The organism is Geobacillus sp. LEMMY01 (assembly GCF_002042905.1).
Lineage (GTDB): Bacteria > Bacillota > Bacilli > Bacillales > Anoxybacillaceae > Geobacillus > Geobacillus proteiniphilus.
Window position 1 is genome coordinate 14,794 of sequence record NZ_MVKA01000033.1, and the last position, 20,099, is coordinate 34,892.

Below are 20,099 nucleotides of genomic sequence, written 5' to 3' on the forward strand. Positions count from 1 at the left end.
AGTAATGTTTTACAAAAGTTGATACAATCAAATTAACTAAATCTTTCTATCTATGACAAAGGGAGGAGACACGGGATGGCAACGATTTGCAAAGCGGATTACTTATTATGGAGCGCTGCTTTCTGCGTTGGTCAACGGCGGGCTGGCGCCGGCGCTGTTTGAAAAGGAAAATGGCAACCGTCAAATTTATGAAGTAACGACGAATAAAGCGAGCTATATCATTTACACGAAATACAACACGACTCCATCCGGCTCCAAAGATTTTGTTTTTACGCACTTATTATGCGCTTTGCAATGCCCTCAACAACAGAGTCGTTAAATTTAGCACGAAAATGAGAAAGTGGGAGAGTCCATTGATCCTTGCCCGCGGCATTGACGAAATTGAGAACACTTTTGATTTTACCGACAGCATTGTCACCGATGTAAGATGGGTCAACCATTTACGTGATTTATCGATTCGTCTGGATTATTATTGGGATATACAGGAAGGCAAACGGGAAACAAGAGAATTGACCCTCGTGTTTCAGCATTGCTTGAAGGCGGAATTCCATATGCCTAAGGAGTTGTTTCACCTTCCTGAAAGCGTGCGAAACATCGACAGCTGGTTCACTATTGTATCCGTTAAAAGGGCGGAAAGTGGCCAGCAAGATGCTTCCGGTTGGCATCGCATGAACATTTATACATTTGATTACAAAACTCCTTGGGCAACGATTGTATGTAGGGAAGTCATTCTAGAACAACGATAGAGACATAAGTTTATTGAAAACGTGTGATCATTGAACTACTTCCACCTTCATGTCTAACGAAATTGGAAGGTGGAGATTCCTGCGAACACCAGTGTATTCACCAGTTTTTTAGCAGGCCCTGCCCGTCGTTCCAACGGTAAAAAACGTTTCATATCTTGTACGCTGAACAAGCCACACTCTCTACTTTTCGCTGGGTTTTCGGCCTTCAGTGAGTGTGGGATGATCGAACGTTGAGGATTTTACGCGACAGACGAATTTCCCGTCACAACCCCCTATCTTCAGTTTTCGTAGAACAACGTACAAGAACAATATGGAACGTTTGTTCGTGTTATTCAGCGATTTAGGCTAGACTTTCCGACATTCATCTCCCACTTATTTTTGGGCTGAGCCCTGCACAAATTGGAAGTGGGAGTCTTCTGTCGGGAAATGATAAAAATAGTTGGGAATGTATGTTCTTTTATAGGGAGGTTCACAGCCATTTGTACTTCTAGGGAGTTGCAAGCCCCCACTTCAAAAGCCGCTGGGCTTTAAGTGGGGGTAGTTGACGAGGATGAGTAAGAAAAAATGTAGACGAGCGGCCAAACGGTACACATGGAAAATGCCGCGTCATGCTTGAATTTCCTTTGTTTCACGTGAAGCAACGCTCGATGTCTGCCCGGAAATTTGAGCCGCACTACTTTAGCGAGTACAGGCGAGCGGGAGGGGCAGACTATTCCCTCCCGCTCGCTGTTCAATGGGCTTGCATATTGGTTTGCCACGAGTGTTGATTATCCATTATTTTACTAAAAAACACAGAATCATATGGCTGAACACAAGCTTTTCTGTCTCTTCCCTCGAACAAGAACGCCGGCGGGCAAATTACATTTGCCCGCAAAGCGTTCATTGTTCGAGGAGGGCATGGTAATAATCCCAGTCGGCAAGCTAGCTTAGCCGACTACGGCAGAAAAGCTAGGAATAGAGCGATGTCAACTGGTTTTTAATGGTTAATCAACACGCTTGATCAAAAAAGTTAAAAAACATGTATCGGGTTGTTTGTGCTTTGAGATTGGCCGGCATCATCAACGGAACGACGAGGAACTGCGCAAACAAAACTGGCGAAATGACATCCGCTGTGGCAAACAGGTAGAGTTTCCCTTCCTTAGCAAAATGATGTATACTGAAAGTGAGAGAATTGAGCTGAAAAAAGAGTTTTTGCGCATGCTGGTGCGGTTGGAATGGGATGAAGCAAGCGACACGGGAATGGCGGGAGGGAATGAGGTTGTTGCCGCTTGGCGTCAGGCTCATGAAGCCGCAGCGGGAACAATACAAACGGATGGCGGCCTGCGAGAGAAAGGCCGCCATGTTGGTTGAAATTGCCAATCTTTTGTCATTTGGTCTCGATGTGCTGTTGTTTCTGCCGTTGCTTCTCCTAGGAGGCGCGGCGCTTTTGTGGATATGAGCGGAAAAGAGGTGTTGCGGGCCGCTCGCAGAAAGGAGCGGCTGCTCCTCGCCGCGCGCCGCTACGAACGCTCGCTGAAGGCGATTTGAATGCCGATTAGGGCGAACAGGGCGCCTTTTAGCCGATTGATCCGCTTGGCGATTCGTTTGTTCGACAGCAACAGGTGGCGCAGTTTTTCCGCGCCGATGCTCACAAGGGTGAAGACGGCGAGCGCTTGAACGAGAAAGATGGCGCCTAATAGCAGCATTTGCCGCGGCACATGGCCCGCTGACTGATTGACGAACTGCGGCAGCAATGCCAGAAAGAACAGCGACACTTTCGGGTTGAGCACGTTCATGAAAATGCCTTTTTTGTACAAAGAGAAATAGGCCATTGGCTCCTGCTGGCCAAACGCCAAGCTGGCGTCTTTTTCTTTCAACGCTTGCCATGCCAAGTACAGCAAATAAGCGGCGCCGGCGTATTTGACGACGGCAAAGGTCAAAGCCGACTGGTAAATGACAGCCGAGATGCCAAGCGTCGCTGCGCTGATATGGACGACAAGCCCCGTGCAAAGCCCAAGCGCGGTGGTGATGCCGGCCCATTTGCCTTGGGATAGGCTTTGGGCGATGACGAACAAGATGTCCGGGCCGGGGGCGATCGTCAGCAAAATGGCAACGCCTAAAAAGGATAAAGCCATATCCATTTCCATTAGCGACACCTCTTTGTTATTTGCAATGGTCCCCCCTTATATGTTTCATGGTGCTCTCTTTTAATTCCTTCTTTTCAAGCGCGATCAAGGGATTTCTCGTTTGACAAACGTGCCGTGGCGGCTGAAAATAAAGATGTGGAATGGTTTGCAAGAGGTGGGGCATATGGATTCACTGCTTGTTTCAGCAATCAGCCAAGTTGTTAACGAATTGTTTCCGGTCGAAGCATCGCTCGTTATTTCCGATGATCGGAGGTACATTTACTACCAGCCGAGCAGGCAAATCGATTTGAAAATCCGTCCAGGCGATGAAATTAAACCGGATTCGGTCACATACAAAGCGTTAGTGATTCGCCGGAAGATTGAGGAGCAAAAGGACAGCCGGGTGTTTGGCGTTCCGTATTTCGGGGTGTCGGTTCCAATTTTGGAAGACGGAGTGCCGAAAGGATGCGTGACGGCGGTATGGCCGAAAAAGCCGCTTCTGACAATGTCGTATTTGACGATACGGACGATGGATCGCTGGATTCCGATTCCTTTTGAAACCATTGTCTATTTGGAGGCGCAAAACCGAAAAACGTTTGTCAAAGCCGTGCATGTCGGAGGCTACCATAAATATAATTTAACCGAATTGGAATTTTCCCTTCCAAGTGACCGGTTCATCCGTTGCCATCGGTCGTATATTGTCAATGTCGATTATATTGCCGAAATTCATCCGGATTCCCATTCGACGTTTTTGCTAGTGATGAAAGACGGTTCAAAAGTGCCTGTCAGCCAAACGTATGCCAGCCATTTCCGGAGATTGCTCGGCTTTTGACAAAACCGCCGATATAGGCGGTTTTTGTTTTATGCAGCGAATATCTCGGTTTTAGCCTAAGGAGCAACGGCACAGGGCAGATTATTTTCTGCTTTATGCAATGAAAATGCTGCTTAAGTGCAAAAGAAAGCCCTTTTACTCCAATTCGAATGATTTTCCTCCCGTTAGCCGCTATAATGAGGAAAAAACAAAAGGGGGAAATCGCTTTGGAACCATGCATTTTCGAACGGATCGGCCATCGTGCGTTAAGGGAGCGGATCGTGACGGCGGAAACGGCTGCCTCGTGGATCAACGACGGCATGACGCTTGGGTTGAGCGGTTTTACCCGTGCGGGGGATGCAAAAGCGGTGCCGACGGCGCTCATTGAGAGAGCGAAACAACAGCCGTTGAAAGTTGACGTCTATACAGGAGCTTCGCTTGGCTCAGATATCGACAAACTGATGGCTGAAGCGGGCATTATCCATAAACGTTTGCCGTTTCAAGCTGATGCCACGATGCGCCGTAAAATTAACGAAAGGGAACTGCTATTTATCGACCAGCATTTGTCGCATACGGCGGAACTTGTCCGTTCTGACGCATTGAAACCGATCGATTACGCAATTGTGGAAGCGGTTTCGATCACTGAAGACGGACTGATCATTCCAACGACTTCTGTCGGTAATTCATCCATTTTTGTCGAGAAAGCAAGACAGGTGATCATCGAATTAAACATGGCTCAACCGAAAGCGCTTTACGGGTTCCATGACATTTATGAAGTCGGGAAGCAAGGGGAGCGCAGCCCTATTCCACTGACGAAAGTCGATGATCGCATAGGGATGATTGGCATTCCGGTAGATATCGATAAAATTGCCGGCATTGTCATTACAAACCAAATGGATTCTCCATCGACGATTGCACCTCCTGATGAAGAAACGTCGGCGATTGCCAACCATTTAATTGATTTTCTCCGTAAAGAGGTGGCGGCAGGAAGATTGACTGAACGGTTGGCGCCGATTCAGGCCGGAATCGGTTCGGTCGCGAATGCAGTTCTTTACGGCTTGTTGTATTCTGAATTTTATGATTTGGAAGTTTATTCAGAAGTGTTGCAAGATGCCATGTTTGATTTGATCGATGCGGGGAAGGTACGGTTTGCTTCCGGCTGTTCGATGACATTATCAGAAAGCAAGATGAAACAAGTGTATACGAATTTGGACGCCTATCGGGGCAAATTGATTTTGCGACCACAAGAGATTTCCAATCATCCAGAAATTATTCGCCGACTCGGTCTTATTTCGATCAATACGGCGCTGGAAGCGGACATTTACGGGAATGTAAACTCGACGCACGTTCGCGGCACGCATATGATGAACGGCATCGGCGGTTCGGGTGACTTTGCCCGTCATGCGCGCCTCACGATTTTTGTGACGAAATCCAGTGCCGAACATGGGGCGATTTCGAGCATCGTTCCGTTCGTATCGCATGTCGACCATACCGAGCATGATGTTGATGTCATCATCACGGAGTATGGATACGCCGATTTGCGCGGGCTGGCTCCTGTCGAACGAGCGCCGCTCATTATTGAACATTGCGCTCATCCCGACTACCGTCCGCAGCTGCGCGATTATTTTGCCGAGGCGTTGGATCGCGGCGGCCACACACCACATGTATTGGAAAAAGCGCTGTTATGGCATATCCGGTATGAACAGCACGGGACGATGCGGGAAGAGAAGTATGAGTTGCAGCGGCAATAGGCATTGTCTGCTTTGCCTCATGTTTTGCACCATGAATAATAAAAAAGAAGAGAGGCCGTCCTATGCTGCTTAGCCATAGGCGGCCGTTATTATTATGACTGTTTCTTTTTCTCCAAAAATGCCTTGCCATAGCTGCCATGGTCGTGGAGCATGGCGTGCTCGACCTGGATGGTGGCGTGCTCGATTCCGTATTTTTCCTTCAACATTTCATTCACCGCCAAGATGACGCAAAGCGGCTGGATGCGTTCGTTGACAAACACATGAGCCGACAGTGAGTAATGGTCGGTCGAGATGGCCCATAAATGCATATCATGCACGTCTTCGATCCCTTCGATCTTTAGGATGTCGGCGCGGATTTGTTCGAGGTCGAATTGCTCCGGCACGGCTTCCATTAAGATGAGATACGATTCGCGCATAATTTTCGCCCCGCCCGTGAAAATGATGGAGGCGATCACTAAGCTGATGATCGGGTCGAACACTGTCCAGCCGGTGAAATAAATGAGCAGCGCTGAAACGATGACGCCGATCGAGCTGATCAAGTCGCCGATGAAATGCCAAAGGGCGCTCTGAACGTTCAAGTTGTCTTCCTCTTTCGTGCTCCGGCTTAAGACGATGGTCAACGTCAAGTTGACGACGAGGCCGATCGCTGCGATCCCGAGCATGAGACGAAAGTTGATCGGTTCAGGATGGAGAAACCGCTGAATGCCTTCCCATAAAATCCACAGAGCAATGACCGCTAACGTCAGCCCGTTCAAAAACGATGTGATGATTTCAAACCGCAAAAAGCCGAACGTAAACCGGCGGTTCGGCGGGCGCGTCGCCATATAGAGGGCGACCATGCTTAAGCCAAGCGCCAATACATCGGATGCCATATGGGCCGAATCGGACAAGAGGGCGAGTGAGTTGGAAATCAGTCCGCCAATGATTTCGACGGCGGTGAAAAACACGGTCAACAAAAGCGTCACCCAAAGCGCTTTTTTCGATTCACTTTGCCTTTTGACGTGTGGGAGGTGGTGGAAATCGTACAGTGTTGGAGACATAATGCACCTCTTTTCTTTATAATAATTATCAATTTACATATATTATAATATAGAAATTTGACTGTGTGCAAATGAAATTTCGACAGTCGGAAACAGCTGTTGTTGGAATTTGTCTAAAAATATAGATGAAGCATTCAAGGAATGAAGCCTTCTGTTGGCGAATAGGAATCAGTGTTGTGTATGGCCATCATCTTGCTTCGGAAAGGATGCGCTCCGGTTTGATTGCGGCGAATCCGAGACGAAGAAATTCGGCGCCATCGGAAGGATGAAAATCTCCCGATGTCGAATGTCATAATTCTACCCATTTTGGGTAATTTCGAGGGAGGAGGCATAAAAGCAAAAGGGCGTTCCGTTTGGCCGGAGCGCCCTTTCTCGCTTAGTCGTCGCCGTCGAGCCAGTCGCCGATGCTGCCTTCGCCGACCGACCGTCCGCCGGCGCTCGGGGCGGCGGCGAGCACACGGTCAGCGAGCCGGCTGAACGGAAGCGACTGCACCCACACCGCTCCCGGGCCGGTTACCGTTGCCAAAAACAATCCTTCGCCGCCGAAAAAGGCGGTTTTGATGTTGCCGACATATTCAATATCATAGTCGACGTCTTTCGTCATGGCGACAAGGCAGCCGGTGTCAATGCGCAACGTTTCCCCCGGCTGCAAGTCGCGGCGGTGGATCGTTCCGCCGGCGTGCAAAAAGGCGAGTCCGTCTCCTTCGAGCTTTTGCATAATAAACCCTTCGCCGCCGAAAAAGCCGGCACCGAGCTTGCGCTGAAACTCAATGCCGACGGAGACGCCTTTTGCCGCACACAAAAAGGAGTCTTTTTGGCAAATGAGTTTTCCACCGAATTCGTTGAGGTCAACCGGAATGATCTTTCCCGGATACGGAGCCGCGAAGGCGACGCGGCGCTTTCCGCTTCCTTGGTTTGTAAACACGGTCATGAACAAACTTTCGCCCGTCAGCAGCCGCTTCCCCGCGCCGACAAGACGGCTGAGCAGCCCTTTTCCGGCGGAAGAGCCGTCGCCAAATACGGTTTCCATGACGATGCCGTCATCCATCATCATCATCCCGCCCGCTTCAGCGACCACGCTTTCGTATGGGTCGAGCTCGATTTCGACAAACTGCATGTCATCGCCGTACAGCCGGTAATCGATCTCATGTGCGTTCATCATTTCGCCTCCATTAGGATCATATGACGTTCTGCTCTGTACTACGGACAACGGCATCGGCCCGTTTCAAAAAAAGACTATCTTGCGGATGGTCTTTTTCACGGAGTCGTTTCTCCGAAGCTTTGCTGGGACGGTCTTTCGTCATAACGGCGGTAACTGTCTTTCGATGTATACGGATCTTTTTCATACGCCGGCAAATCGCCGATGTTCGACATGATGCCTTCGTCATCCAATATGTTTTCCAGCAGCTCATGCTCCCGCGTCGGGTACACACGTACGTGTCTGCCATGCAAATCGACGGCCGCGAAATTTTCCAAGTCTTCGACATAGCCGACGTTCTCTTCCGACTCGGCGTACACTTCGCCGTAGAAATCGACGTTTTTGCCAAGGTCCGAAGGGGTGTCGGATGTGCCGTAGCGGGCCACTTCCTGCCATGCATCTTCCGCGTCATAAGCGACCGACTCATCGCGGTCGTCAAAATCGAATTTGCCAAACGGCGGCATAAGCACGCCCTCTTCAAGCGGCCGCTTTTGCGACACCGTTTGATCCGGGCTGTGCTCGCGGCAGTAGAGCGTTGTCGGCAGCGCCTCGAGCCGTTCGTATGGGATCGGCCGGCCGCATATGCGGCACGTTCCGTACGTGCCGTCGGCGATGGCGCCAAGCGCCCGTTCAATCTCGCGAAGTTCGCGCTCGGCATGCTCCTGCAAGGCGAGATCTTTTTCCCGCTCATACAGCTCTGTTGCGTCATCGGCTGGATGGTTGTCATAGCTCGCTAGCTCGCCGACCGCATCGTGGGCGTGGCTGCGGATCATGCCGAAATGGTCGTTTTGCTTCAGCCGGTCTTCCGTCTCCCGTTTCATTTCGAGCAGCCTTGAGCGGAGGGCGGCAAGCTGTTCGTTCTTCAGCATCAGTCGCAATCCCTTCCTTTGCAGTAGCGTCTATATGATGTAGTATGGGCGAAAATCAAAAAAAAAAAAACACGGTCATTTTGACCGTGTTACAGCCAATGGGCAATGAGCAAGCCAGCGGCGAGCAAGAAGCCGAACTGCGTATTCGTTTGCGCCGTTGCTTTCATAGCCGGCATCATTTCCATCGGCTTGATCTTGCCGATAAATCCGCGCGTCGCCGCAACCGCTTTCGGGATGCTCAACAGCGCAAGCAGCGCCCAAGGCGGAACGATGTGAAACGCAGCAAGCGCCCCAGTCCAAAGAAAGGCAACGGCGAACATGGCAGCGAGCAGGCGGATGGCCCAATCGCGGCCAATCAAAATAGCGAGCGTCTTTCTCCCTTTTTCGCGGTCGCCGTCCAAGTCGCGAATATTGTTGGCGAGCAAAATGGCGCCGACTAAAATCGCGACCGGAATGGCGGTGAGCACGGCGCCGCCGCTGATATGGCCCGTTTGGATGAAAAATGAAATCAAAATGATGACAAAGCCCATAAAAAACCCAGCCGCCAGTTCGCCAAACGGCGTATAGGCGATCGGAACCGGCCCCCCAGTGTAGAAATAGCCGGCCGCCATGCAAATCGTTCCGACAACAGCGAGCCACCAACTGCTTTCTGCGCAAATGTAAACGCCGATGAGCATGGCCGCTCCAAAGCAGCCAAACGCCAACGTCAGCACCGTTTTCGGCTTGAGGCCATCGCGGACGATGGCGCCGCCGATGCCGACCGACTCCGGTGAATCGAGGCCGCGCTGATAATCGTAGTATTCATTAAACATGTTCGTTGCCGCCTGAATCAACAAAGAGGCGACCATCATAGCGGCAAACAGCAGCCAATCGATCGATGTTTCGCCGAGCGCCAGCACCGTGCCGACGCATACGGGCACAAATGCCGCCGTCAGCGTATGCGGGCGCGTCAGCCGCCAAAAGACGCGCCAGTCGCGGCGTGCCGGCGGGCGATGGTCCATATGTGTTAATGGTTGCATATTCATTCCCCTTTATATTCCGTGAAAATGTCATCCGTTTACATCCAAAATAAGTGTAGGAAAACGTTGAAAGCATGTCAACCCTTCCCGATAGATAAATGATTTCCTATTATATTATAATAGGAAGTGGGGATGGAGGGGGAATTTTACGACAGAAAGCGTGAGGAACGTGGCGATTGGATTTCGACATCACCTGCAGCAACAATTGCATAGATTGGCGGTGAATGCGGCGCGGCCGTTTGTCAGCTGGACGGAACCGTGGGAAAGCATTGATCCGGTTTCTTTTTTTATGCAAGGGCCGTCATGCGGCTTCCGCGAACGGTTTTTTTGGTCGGATCGAAGTGGAGGCACGATATTGGTCGGCCTCGGCTCCGTTTATGCGATCGAAACCGAGAAGGCCGACGGCCGGTTTCATGATGTGGAAATGGAGCGCCGGCGATGGGGGGAGCAGATGGAGCGGTATGGCGAGGCAGATGCGCCGCCGTTATTGTTTGGCGGGTTTTCGTTTGACCCCTATCGGCCGCGCACCGACATTTGGCGCGGCTTTCCGGCCGGGAAGCTCGTGGCGCCAGTCGCGCTTCTTGCCGTAAGAAACGGCAAAACGACGTTGACTGTCACCGTCCCAACGGACAAAAGAGGACGGGACTGGGAGCGAATCGGGCGTTTGCTTGAGCGGATCGGCGCCCCCATGGCCGCTCCGGAGCGGCTTCCGCGCCTTGTTTCGGACGAGGAAGAAGAGAAAGAACGCTGGCTGGCGGCTGTTCGCGAAGCGATCGCCTCGATTCGGGCGGGTGCGTTGGACAAGGTGGTGCTCGCCCGCGCTCGGCGCTTGGCGTTTGCCAAAACGGTGGATGCCGCGGCTGTGCTTCGGCGGCTTCGCGAACAGCAGCCGTTTGCTTACATTTTTGCGTTTGAACAGGACGGCCGCTGTTTTATCGGGGCTTCCCCTGAGCAGCTTGTCCAAAAAGAAGGGAAGATGTGCCGGTCGGTTTGCCTCGCCGGATCGGTGCGCCGCGGGGCCGCTATGGAGGAAGATGAGCGTCTTGGCGCTTGGCTGCGGGCAGATCGAAAAAACAACGAAGAACATCAGTTTGTCGTGCAAATGATCGGCCGCTTGTTTTCTTCCGTCTGCGAGACGGTCGAGATGCCGCCCGCGCCGCAGCTTCTCAAGCTGCCGCATATCCAACATTTATGCACCCCGGTCATCGGCCATGGCTGCCGCGAGCGCTCGGTGCTCCGTTTAGTGGAAATGATGCATCCGACACCCGCGCTCGGCGGAACGCCGCGCGATCGGGCGCTTGAGGCGATCCGCGCCCTTGAGCCGCTTGACCGCGGATGGTATGCGGCGCCGATCGGCTGGGTGGACAGCGAGGGAGACGGGGAGTGGGCGGTCGCCATTCGCTCGGCTTTGCTCGCCGGGAATGAAGCCGTGCTTTTTGCCGGCTGCGGCATTGTCGCCGATTCCGACCCAAACGGCGAATATGAGGAGACGAATGTGAAAATGGCCCTGATGTTATCGGCGTTGGGAGTGATGAACGATGGCTGATGCCTTGTCTGTTTATGTAGCGGCATTGGTGGACGGGTTGGCGCAGGCCGGGGTGACGGAAGCGGTGATCAGCCCCGGTTCGCGCTCGACGCCGCTTGCGATGGCCATGGCGGCCCATAGCGGCCTTCGCCTTTATATGCAGATTGACGAGCGATCCGCCGCGTTTTTTGCCCTCGGCTTGGCGAAGGCAAAACAGCGGCCGGTCGTGTTAGTGTGCACATCGGGAACGGCGGCGGCCAACTATTGGCCCGCGGTCGTCGAGGCGTACTATTCGCGCGTACCGCTCGTTGTGTGGACGGCCGACCGGCCGCATGAACTGCGCGATGTCGGGGCGCCGCAAGCGATTGATCAGCTGCACTTATATGGACGCTACGCCAAGTGGTTTGTCGACTTGGCGCTGCCGGAAGAGGCGGACGATATGCTGCGATACGCGCGGACGATGGCGGCAAGAGCGGTGGAAACAGCCGCGGGTGCGCCAGCCGGCCCCGTGCATGTGAACGCGCCGTTTCGCGAGCCGCTTGTCCCGCATATCGATGAGGCGGTTTGGGAGCGGGTGCGGTCCGTTTCGCGAGCGCCGCAAGTGTGGCATGGCCGCCCGGCGCTGCCGCAAGAGAGCGTATCGGCGCTGTATGAGCAGCTATCGGCGACCGAACGCGGTTTGATCGTCTGCGGTCCCCTTGAGCGCCCCGAGTTTGCCGAGGCCGTGACAGAGCTGGCGCGGGCGCTTGATTTTCCGATTCTTGCCGATCCGCTTTCCCAACTGCGCGCCGGCACGCATGACAAAACGTACGTGCTGGACAGCTATGACGCCATTTTAAAAGATGAAGCGGCAGCTTCCAAGCTTGTTCCGGATGTGGTGCTTCGTTTCGGCGCCATGCCGGTGTCGAAGCCGCTCTTTTTATGGCTGAAGCGCCATCGCGCGATCCGTCAAATCGTCGTTGATGAGGGCGGATGGCGCGACCCGACCTTGTCGGCGGATGGCTTTGTCCAAAGCGATGAGGTGCTTCTTTGCCGCCAGCTGCTTGAAATCGCCGAACCGAAGGCAAGCGAAAGCGCGTGGTCGGCGGCGTGGCGGGAGATGAACGCGATCGCCCGCTCAACGCTCAAGAGCCATCTGCCGGAAGAAGAATGGTTTGAAGGGAAAGTGTTCACCGAGCTCATCGATTTGCTTCCGGCTGGCGCGGCGTTGTTTGTCGGCAACAGCATGCCGATTCGCGATGCGGATACGTTTCTCTTTGCGACGGACAAGCCGCTTCGCGTTTTGGCCAACCGCGGCGCCAACGGCATTGACGGAGTCGTCTCGAGCGCCTTGGGCGCAAGCCTTGCAGGGCAGCCGCTTGTGCTGGTGATCGGCGACTTGTCGTTTTACCACGATTTAAATGGCTTGTTGGCGGCGAAAATGCATTCGTTGTCGGCCACCATTGTTTTGTTGAACAACAACGGCGGCGGCATTTTCTCGTTTTTGCCGCAGGCGCGCCATAAAGGGCCGTTTGAAACGCTGTTTGGCACGCCGACGGATTTGTCGTTCGCCCACGCCGTCGAGATGTACGGCGGCCGCCATACGGTGCCGCAAAATTGGGCGGAGTTCCGCCGCGATGTGGCGGAATCGCTGTCGTCAGGCGGGCTTCATGTCATTGAAGTGCGCACGTCGCGCGCGGAAAATGTCCGAATGCATCGATTGTTGTGGAATGAGGTTGCCCGGGAAATCGCGAAATGTCTCGAATGAAGAGGAATGGCATAACCATGATGGCGAATGGGGTTCGTTACCATGTGGAACAATACGGAGAAGGAGAGCCGCTTCTGTTGCTTCACGGGTTTACGGGCAGCGCGGACACGTGGCGGCCGCTCGCCCCGTTTTGGCCGGACTTCCGTGTGATGGCCGTCGACTTGTTGGGCCATGGGCGGACCGAGGCGCCAAAGAACGCCCGACGGTATCGGATCGAACACGCGGCGGCTGACTTGGCGGCGCTCCTTGACGAATGGGGCGTCGAACAAGTGAACGTGCTCGGCTACTCGATGGGCGGCCGGCTCGCGTTGGCGTTCGCCGTTTGGCATCCGCGCCGCGTTCGCCGCTTAGTGCTTGAAAGCAGTTCGCCCGGCTTGAAGACGGAGGAGGAGCGGCGCGCGCGGCGGGAAGCGGATGAGGCGTTGGCGCGAAAGATCGAAACGGAAGGCGTCCGTGCTTTCGTCGATGATTGGGAGCAACTTCCACTTTTTTCCACCCAGCGGACGCTTCCGGCGCCAGTACAGGCGGCTGTTCGCCGCGAGCGGCTCCGCCATACGGCAACGGGGCTTGCCAACAGTTTGCGCGGGATGGGGACCGGCGTGCAGCCGTCGTTTTGGGGACGGCTTGGCGAACTTGACGTGCCTGTGCTCCTTGTTTGCGGGGAGCGCGATGAGAAGTTTTGCCGCATCGCCGCCCAAATGCACGAACGGCTGCCCAACAGCGAACTTGTCTGCGTGAAAGAAGCCGGACATGCAATTCACGTGGAACAGCCCGGCATTTTTGCTAAAATAGTAAGTGAATTCATGACAAAGGGGGAAGTATAAATGCCGTTTGAATGGGTGAAGCAGTACGACTATGAGGACATTATTTACGAAACGTACAACGGCATCGCCAAAATTACGATCAACCGTCCGGAAGTACATAACGCGTTTCGGCCGAAAACGGTGAACGAGATGATCGATGCGTTTACGAAAGCGCGCGACGATGCGAATATCGGCGTCATCATTTTGACCGGCGCCGGCGGCAAGGCGTTTTGCTCGGGCGGGGACCAAAAAGTGCGCGGCCATGGCGGCTATGTCGGCGAGGATGAAATTCCGCGCCTCAATGTGCTTGATTTGCAGCGGCTCATCCGCGTCATTCCGAAGCCGGTCATTGCGATGGTCGCCGGCTACGCCATCGGCGGCGGGCATGTGCTCCATGTCGTGTGCGATTTGACGATCGCCGCGGACAACGCCATCTTCGGCCAAACCGGACCAAAAGTCGGCAGCTTTGACGGCGGCTATGGCGCCGGTTATTTGGCGCGCATCGTCGGCCATAAAAAGGCGCGGGAAATTTGGTATTTATGCCGTCAGTACACGGCGCAAGAAGCGCTCGAGATGGGGCTGGTCAACAAAGTCGTGCCGCTTGAGCAGCTCGAAGAAGAAACGGTCAAATGGGCGCAAGAAATTCTGGAAAAAAGCCCGACGGCCATTCGCTTCTTAAAAGCGGCGTTCAACGCCGACTCCGACGGCTTGGCTGGCATCCAGCAGCTCGCCGGCGACGCGACGCTTCTTTTCTACACGACCGAAGAGGCGAAGGAAGGAATGCGGGCGTTCAAGGAAAAACGGAAGCCGGACTTCAGCCAATTCCCGCGCTTCCCGTGATGAGAACGAAGAAGCAGCTTGATGGCGCGTCAAGCTGCTTTTTGTCGCTTTTCCGAAGGGAGGAATCCTTGCGCTGACCGTCGGCGGAGGAGGGTGGCAAGAAAGGAGGAACGCTAGATGACAACGATGCCAAACTGGCTGAAGCAGCGGGCGTTTTTAACCCCGGAGCGAATCGCCGTGAGCGACGGGCGGCGGACAAAAACGTTTGCCGAACTGTATGAAGCTGCTGCCGCCTGGGCGCGGCGCCTCGCTCAAGCAGGCGTCAAGGAAGGCGACATTGTCGCCTTGCTGATGAAAAATCGCATCGAGATGATCGAGATCATCCATGCGTTGTTTTTTCTCGGCGCCCGCGTCTTGCTGCAAAACGTGCGCCTCACGTCCTATGAGCTCGGCTGGCAGCTTGACGACAGCGGAGCGAGCCTTGTTGTTGCTGATGAGGAGCTGGCCGGACGCCTCGGCGGCGACGGACGCGTTCTGACCGTGGGCGCGGTTGCCGCGCTGCCGAAAGCGGACGTTTCATTAAAAGAAACGTGCGATTTGGAGGAAGTCGCCACGATCATGTATACGTCCGGGACGACCGGCACTCCGAAAGGCGTCTTGCAAACGTACGGCAACCATTGGTGGAGCGCGGTCGGTTCGGCGCTCAATTTAGGCTTGCATGAGCGCGACTGCTGGCTGGCCGCCGTGCCGCTCTTTCATATCAGCGGCCTGTCGATCGCCATGCGCAGCGTCATTTACGGCATGCCGTTGCGGTTGCAAACCTCGTTTGACCCGAAAGAGGCAAATGAATGGATCATGCGCGGCGAAGTGACGATCATGTCTGTCGTGGCCGCTATGCTTCAGCGGATGGTGGCCGAGCTGGGGGAAGCTCGCTACCCCGATACGTTCCGCTGCATGCTGCTAGGGGGCGGGCCGGCGCCGCGCCCGCTGCTTGAGGCGTGCAAAGAAAAAGGCATCCCGGTGTACCAGACGTACGGGATGACGGAAACGGCGTCGCAAATCGCGACGCTCGCGCCGGAATACAGTTTGACGAAGCTCGGTTCGGCCGGCAAGCCGCTCTTTCCGGCTGAGCTTTGCATCCTAAAAGACGGCCAACCGGCGCGGCCTCATGAAGCGGGAGAAATTGTCGTCAAAGGACCGAATGTGACAAAAGGATACTTGCATCGCCCGGAAGCGACGGCACAAGCGATCCGCGGCGGCTGGTTCTATACGGGGGATATGGGCTATGTCGATGAAGATGGATTTTTGTATGTCCTTGACCGCCGTTCTGACTTGATCATTTCCGGCGGCGAAAACGTCTATCCCGCTGAGGTGGAGGCGGTGCTGCTGTCGCATCCCGATGTGGAAGAAGCCGGGGTGACGGGCGTCGAGGATGAAACGTGGGGGCAAGTGCCGTATGCGTTCGTCCGCCTGAAACGCGGAGCGTCGCCAGACGAAGCGGCCCTTCGCGCGTTTTGCCGCGAGCGGCTGGCGAAATATAAAGTGCCGGCCCGCATTTATTTCGTCAATGAACTGCCGCGCAACGCCGCGCAAAAACTGCTGCGCCGCGAACTGAAAAGACTCATTCCAAAAACGGAGCAAACGTTTTGACGGCGCTGAAAACGCCCATTCCGAAAGTCGAAAAAGCAGAAGGTGTCCCAAAACATGGGACACCTTTTCTCATGCTGTATATACGCCGAAACACGCTCAAGAGACCATATGTTGTGCCTCGGTAGAGGGAAAACAACCTTTTAAGACAACCTCCTGCTTTTTGGCTGCTGTCGTTAAAAGTCGTCCATCCACCCGAGTTCAGCGGCCCGATCGGCGATAAGCCGCGCAATCTCGGGCGGCAGCTGGTCAAACGAACCGAACTCATAATCCCACAAATGGGCGAAGGAGTCGATGCAAGCCGGGTATGTTCCCAAAGCGGCCCGCTTCATTTCCGTTTGCAGCGCTTGAATGAGGCTGGCGCGTTTGTCCATCGTCATCCCCCTTGAACGATGCAAGCGCCGCCCGATCGGCCGGGCAGCGCCTCGTTGGTCTCGCGTTATGCTTCATGGGACGGAACAAACGTTTTGCAGTCTGTTTCCGTTGAATCGGACGCCATTTTTCCTGCATGGCTGACCACGTAAATGGCTTCAGCGCTGCAGCGATTTCCTTCCGCCCAATAATGGCAGTTGCGCACTTCGCAAAGAACGTCTTTCGCCATGGTCATCCCCCTTGTCGTGATGAAATCGCCCGCGTCTATAGTTTGACGCATTCGCAGGCATTTTATCCATCTCTAACCGAGAAGACTCTCACTTCCATGCGATCAGCGAAAGTGGGGATGAATCGGCGTCTTCCATCATGGATGTTCCCCAATGCCGCCCAAAATCTGTTGAAAGAAGGACTTCATTGGCTGTCTTCGTAAGACGGCCAAACCGTGGGACGCACGGGGATGGCTTGGCTGGCAGCCTGCCGTGGGGAGGGTGTTCCCAAGAATCTCCCACCTCTACGCATTTGCGTAGGTGGGAGAGTGTTCAAGAGCACTGAATCTCCTTCACGTTTTGAGGAGGGAGGTTTCTTTCGGAATAACATTAGATGAAAACTTCTCTCATTATCATTGACATAGAAAATCATTCTCAATTAAAATAAAAGAAGAAAAAAGCGAGCAAAGGAGGCTTTCGTGATGGCATCACTGCTTGTTGTCGGAGCCGATCATTTAGGCCATATTACCGATAAATTGGAGCGTTCCGGATTCCGGGAAATCATTCATCTCAATGGACGGAAAGTGAATATGGTGAAACGCGACATTCCGGAGCATGTCGACGCCATATTGGTCATGATCGATTACGTCAACCATAACTTGGCGAGGAAAGTGAAAGAGAAGGCGAAAAGCAAAGACAAGCCCATTTATTTTGCGAAACGGTCATGGAGCTCAATAAACGCCGTATTGGAGCAGTTGGAAAAACATGAATGAACAAAAAGGAGGCGAGCCATGGTGTCTATCCATCACGAGACGTTGGACGTCTGGCCGTATGCGTTGCGCCGGTTTCTCCGCTGCGTCATTCAAGCGTATTGTGAAACCGCTCCTTCGCTGCGGTCGCCGTTTTACTTGCTGCGGCTGATTGACATGCATCGTTCGCTCCTTTCTTTGTCGATGTTTCCGACGCCGTTGCATTACGGCCTTGTGTTGGCCAAGGTGACGGATCATTTGCTGCAGTTTTTCGGTTCGATGGAAGAGGCAGCATGCAAACCGTTGTTGCTTGCTGACGGAGAGAGCAGGAATGAGGGGGAAGCCGAGGAGCTGATCGACTTGTACATCGTTTACCGCGACCGGGTTCGTGTGCTGCTATGGTGTGATGAAGAGGAAGCCATTCGGCGATGCAAAGAAACTGCGTCGTCCTTATGCCGGGAAGCGATCGGACTTTGTCCGAACGAACTGGAATGCTGTTTTTTATGGACGGGCGGACGCCGCATTGAGTGGATTCCTGCTTGAACGAGGGGCATAGGCGGCGTATAATGAGTATAGTGAGAATGAAAATCGTTATTTTTTAAATTGGAGGAGCAAGCGATGAAACGCATGCCTTGGAAAGTGATGGCTACTTCGGCGGTGGCGTCGCTGCTGCTGGCATCCGGCTGTGCGGCCGGCCAGGAGAAAGACAATGCCCGTCCATCCGAAGCGCCGCGCCTGCACGTGCCGGTGGCGGACGATCATTTTGATACGGCCGGCAATATGTTTGCCTATTCCGAGTTTGAGCTGTCCGGAGAGCCGCTGGCGGAAGGGCTCGGGCTCGATTTGGACACGCTCGACCCAAGAAAGCCGGATGAGCCGACGAAATTTGATTATACGGCGGGAATCGAGTCATATGAATACTCCGAAGAGGCGATGTATGAAGTGACGGAAAAATCGGGGCTTGGCCTTCATTTGATTCACGGGCCGATTGCCAAGCAACGGGCCGAACAGCTGCATAAACGGGCCGATAAAGCGCTTGCCGACCGATTTTATGAGCTCGCGGACAGCGTCGGCTATCCGCGCGAGGAAATTTTCCGCAACATGTTTCCGACCTTCATTGAGTACGCCGGCGGCGACCCGCACTATGCGCAAAAAGTCGACACGGATGTTTATGCCGAAAATGACGACGGTACATACGTTCCCGTTTATCAAGTCGATTTCCAATCGCTTCGCTGGGATCGGGGGAAAATGGACAAAGTGCTCACGCCATCGGCTTATGGCGGCGTCTTCTTGAAGCAGGCGCTTTGGGCCGGCGACTTTTTAGGCGGCTTTCATCAAAAAGATAGCGACGAAGAAGTCGAAGCGAAAACGCCGAACGACGACCAAAGCGGGACGGTGGCGCTTGGCGTCAGCTCCGCCGATGGGATGCAAGGGATGATTTTGACCGAACAAATATGGAACAAGCTGGCTTTTATCCGTGACCATTTATTTTATGATGCGAAGCAACAGGCGTTGACGAAGGCAGCCGGCAGCCGCTACAACCCAAGCGGCGGATTCGTCTATTTGCCGCATGCGGTGGAAGTGGCTGAAGGAGACAGCGAGCTGGCGCCGGATGCGGCGAAGTTGGTCGTCAAAGATCCCCGCAGCTTGCTTGAGGATCAATGGCTCATGCTTTGGCCCGCCGCCGAGTTTTTCGGCATGATCGACCAGCGGCCGGAAAACAAAAACCAAAACCCCGCGTTTTTAGCCGTGTTTGACGGAAACCCGTTCCCAAAAGCGGCGAAGGAAAATGTGGACGCCGATCCGTCCAACGACCGCGCTGCCGACGACCCGTATTCCGTCAACCGTGACGTGCTGCTGCAAGTGTTCCGCAACATCGATGCCATGCATTTCAATGAAAAAGCGGGCGCGTTTGTGACGGAACATGACGGGCAAACGCAAGGAAATCGGGTCGATACGTTCCAAGCCGGTTATACAATGGAAGCGCTCCGCATCTTTGAACGGGCGATCGACGGGATGCCGGTCGGCTATGCGAGCGGAGAGAGCGCCAAAGGGCTCGGCACGCTGGAAGGAAAGCGGGCGCTCGAGCTCATCCGCCGGCAAGCGGACTTTATCATGCACAACTTGATGCGAAAAGACGGGCTTGTCGCCAACGGCTATACGATCGGCTAAGGGCCTGATCAGGACGAGCCGACGCTTCTTGCCCAGCTTGGCGCGATCCGCGGGCTGACGGCGGCGTTTTTGGCGACGAAAGATGAAGCGTACCGCGATGCGGCGCGCCGCGTGTATGAGGCGATGGACCGCCATTTTTGGGATGAAAAATGGCACGTGTACCATACGGGAGAAAAAGAGGACAAGTACACCCCGTGGCTGGCCGGCGCTTTGTCGGGGGTGTTCCGCGTGGCGCTGCAAAATTTAAACAACGACCAAGCGGATGAGACGGCCAAAGCGCTCGAGCGCGAGACGATCATCTCCCGCTACGTCGACTTTTACGACCGGATCGTCGACGGCCCGACGCTCGATGAAGGCATGCAGGCAAGCGAATTCTGGGATACGGGCGATGTGTATGTGAAAGGAAAAAAACTTGGCAACACCGACCGCGACCATGTGTCGCAAGTGCAGGCGGCCGGCGGCCCATACGGCGTCGCGCCGGTGTTGCGGACGGTCAAGGTCAACGTTGGATCCGGCAACAAATAACAGAAAGAAAGCGGCGAATACGATTGAGATTCGC

Annotated in this window: 17 protein-coding genes and 3 pseudogenes; 13 read left to right on the plus strand and 7 right to left on the minus strand. The window is 54.2% G+C overall.

Annotation, left to right across the window (positions count from 1 at the left end):
* Positions 1-75: 75 nt before the first annotated feature.
* The 3 genes and pseudogenes from B1A75_RS20670 to B1A75_RS14980 all read left to right on the plus strand — a co-directional run.
* Positions 76-274, plus strand: a pseudogene (locus B1A75_RS20670) (hypothetical protein); the annotation flags it as partial.
* 79 nt (positions 275-353) lie between these two features.
* Positions 354-746 (plus strand): hypothetical protein, encoded by a 393-nt coding sequence (locus B1A75_RS14975; RefSeq protein ID WP_079936437.1) that lies wholly within the window; start codon positions 354-356, stop codon positions 744-746.
* A 1,074-nt stretch (positions 747-1,820) separates the two neighbouring features.
* Positions 1,821-1,994, plus strand: a pseudogene (locus tag B1A75_RS14980) (DUF4351 domain-containing protein); the annotation flags it as partial.
* Between the two features lie 251 nt (positions 1,995-2,245).
* Here the strand turns inward: B1A75_RS14980 and B1A75_RS14990 are convergent.
* Positions 2,246-2,872, minus strand: a complete 627-nt coding sequence (locus tag B1A75_RS14990) for a LysE family translocator (RefSeq protein ID WP_074044560.1) — start codon at positions 2,870-2,872, stop codon at positions 2,246-2,248.
* Positions 2,873-3,035: 163 nt separating this feature from the next.
* On the opposite strand from B1A75_RS14990, the gene B1A75_RS14995 reads away from it, so the two are divergent.
* On the plus strand, positions 3,036-3,683 hold the full coding sequence (locus tag B1A75_RS14995; RefSeq protein WP_074044568.1) for a LytTR family DNA-binding domain-containing protein: 648 nt from the start codon (positions 3,036-3,038) through the stop codon (positions 3,681-3,683).
* Positions 3,684-3,889: 206 nt separating this feature from the next.
* On the plus strand, positions 3,890-5,413 hold the full coding sequence (locus B1A75_RS15000) for a succinyl-CoA:acetate CoA-transferase ScpC (RefSeq protein ID WP_074044561.1): 1,524 nt from the start codon (positions 3,890-3,892) through the stop codon (positions 5,411-5,413).
* Positions 5,414-5,505: 92 nt separating this feature from the next.
* Here B1A75_RS15000 and B1A75_RS15005 read toward each other — a convergent pair whose 3' ends face one another.
* The 4 genes from B1A75_RS15005 to B1A75_RS15020 all read right to left on the minus strand — a co-directional run bounded on the left by B1A75_RS15005 (position 5,506) and on the right by B1A75_RS15020 (position 9,539).
* Entirely contained in the window at positions 5,506-6,453 is a 948-nt protein-coding gene (locus B1A75_RS15005; RefSeq protein ID WP_074044562.1) for a cation diffusion facilitator family transporter, read from the minus strand.
* Between the two features lie 376 nt (positions 6,454-6,829).
* A complete protein-coding gene (locus B1A75_RS15010) occupies positions 6,830-7,612 on the minus strand; it encodes a TIGR00266 family protein (RefSeq protein WP_079936438.1) in 783 nt (260 codons plus the stop codon).
* 98 nt (positions 7,613-7,710) lie between these two features.
* A complete protein-coding gene (locus tag B1A75_RS15015) occupies positions 7,711-8,520 on the minus strand; it encodes a yteA family sporulation protein (protein WP_074044564.1) in 810 nt (269 codons plus the stop codon).
* Between the two features lie 89 nt (positions 8,521-8,609).
* On the minus strand, positions 8,610-9,539 hold the full coding sequence (locus B1A75_RS15020; protein WP_074044565.1) for a 1,4-dihydroxy-2-naphthoate polyprenyltransferase: 930 nt from the start codon (positions 9,537-9,539) through the stop codon (positions 8,610-8,612).
* A gap of 169 nt (positions 9,540-9,708) precedes the next feature.
* Here B1A75_RS15020 and B1A75_RS15025 point away from each other — a divergent pair, with 169 nt between their 5' ends.
* The 5 genes from B1A75_RS15025 (at position 9,709) to B1A75_RS15045 (ending at position 16,044) form a co-directional block, all read left to right on the plus strand.
* A complete protein-coding gene (locus tag B1A75_RS15025; RefSeq protein WP_074044566.1) occupies positions 9,709-11,085 on the plus strand; it encodes an isochorismate synthase in 1,377 nt (458 codons plus the stop codon).
* Positions 11,078-12,811 (plus strand): 2-succinyl-5-enolpyruvyl-6-hydroxy-3-cyclohexene-1-carboxylic-acid synthase, encoded by a 1,734-nt coding sequence (gene menD / locus B1A75_RS15030; RefSeq protein WP_079936439.1) that lies wholly within the window; start codon positions 11,078-11,080, stop codon positions 12,809-12,811. Before B1A75_RS15025 ends, menD begins: the two co-directional genes overlap by 8 nt.
* An 11-nt stretch (positions 12,812-12,822) precedes the next feature.
* Positions 12,823-13,635, plus strand: coding sequence for a 2-succinyl-6-hydroxy-2,4-cyclohexadiene-1-carboxylate synthase (gene menH / locus B1A75_RS15035; RefSeq protein ID WP_079936444.1), 813 nt, complete (start codon positions 12,823-12,825; stop codon positions 13,633-13,635).
* Positions 13,636-14,454 (plus strand): 1,4-dihydroxy-2-naphthoyl-CoA synthase, encoded by an 819-nt coding sequence (gene menB / locus B1A75_RS15040; RefSeq protein ID WP_031407524.1) that lies wholly within the window; start codon positions 13,636-13,638, stop codon positions 14,452-14,454.
* 117 nt (positions 14,455-14,571) lie between these two features.
* Positions 14,572-16,044, plus strand: a complete 1,473-nt coding sequence (locus tag B1A75_RS15045) for an o-succinylbenzoate--CoA ligase (protein WP_074044507.1) — start codon at positions 14,572-14,574, stop codon at positions 16,042-16,044.
* 173 nt (positions 16,045-16,217) lie between these two features.
* Here B1A75_RS15045 and B1A75_RS15050 read toward each other — a convergent pair whose 3' ends face one another.
* Both B1A75_RS15050 and B1A75_RS15055 read right to left on the minus strand, forming a co-directional pair.
* Positions 16,218-16,415, minus strand: coding sequence for a hypothetical protein (locus B1A75_RS15050; protein ID WP_074044508.1), 198 nt, complete (start codon positions 16,413-16,415; stop codon positions 16,218-16,220).
* Positions 16,416-16,480: 65 nt separating this feature from the next.
* Positions 16,481-16,642, minus strand: coding sequence for a DUF1540 domain-containing protein (locus B1A75_RS15055; protein ID WP_074044509.1), 162 nt, complete (start codon positions 16,640-16,642; stop codon positions 16,481-16,483).
* Between the two features lie 459 nt (positions 16,643-17,101).
* Between B1A75_RS15055 and B1A75_RS15060 the strand changes: the two genes are divergently transcribed.
* The 3 genes and pseudogenes from B1A75_RS15060 (at position 17,102) to B1A75_RS15070 (ending at position 20,065) form a co-directional block, all read left to right on the plus strand.
* Positions 17,102-17,392 (plus strand): DUF2325 domain-containing protein, encoded by a 291-nt coding sequence (locus tag B1A75_RS15060; protein ID WP_074044510.1) that lies wholly within the window; start codon positions 17,102-17,104, stop codon positions 17,390-17,392.
* Positions 17,393-17,410: 18 nt separating this feature from the next.
* Complete coding sequence (locus B1A75_RS15065) at positions 17,411-17,911, plus strand: hypothetical protein (RefSeq protein ID WP_074044511.1); 501 nt, start codon at positions 17,411-17,413, stop codon at positions 17,909-17,911.
* A gap of 75 nt (positions 17,912-17,986) precedes the next feature.
* A pseudogene (locus B1A75_RS15070) lies at positions 17,987-20,065 on the plus strand (glycoside hydrolase family protein).
* The last annotated feature ends 34 nt before the right edge of the window (positions 20,066-20,099 follow it).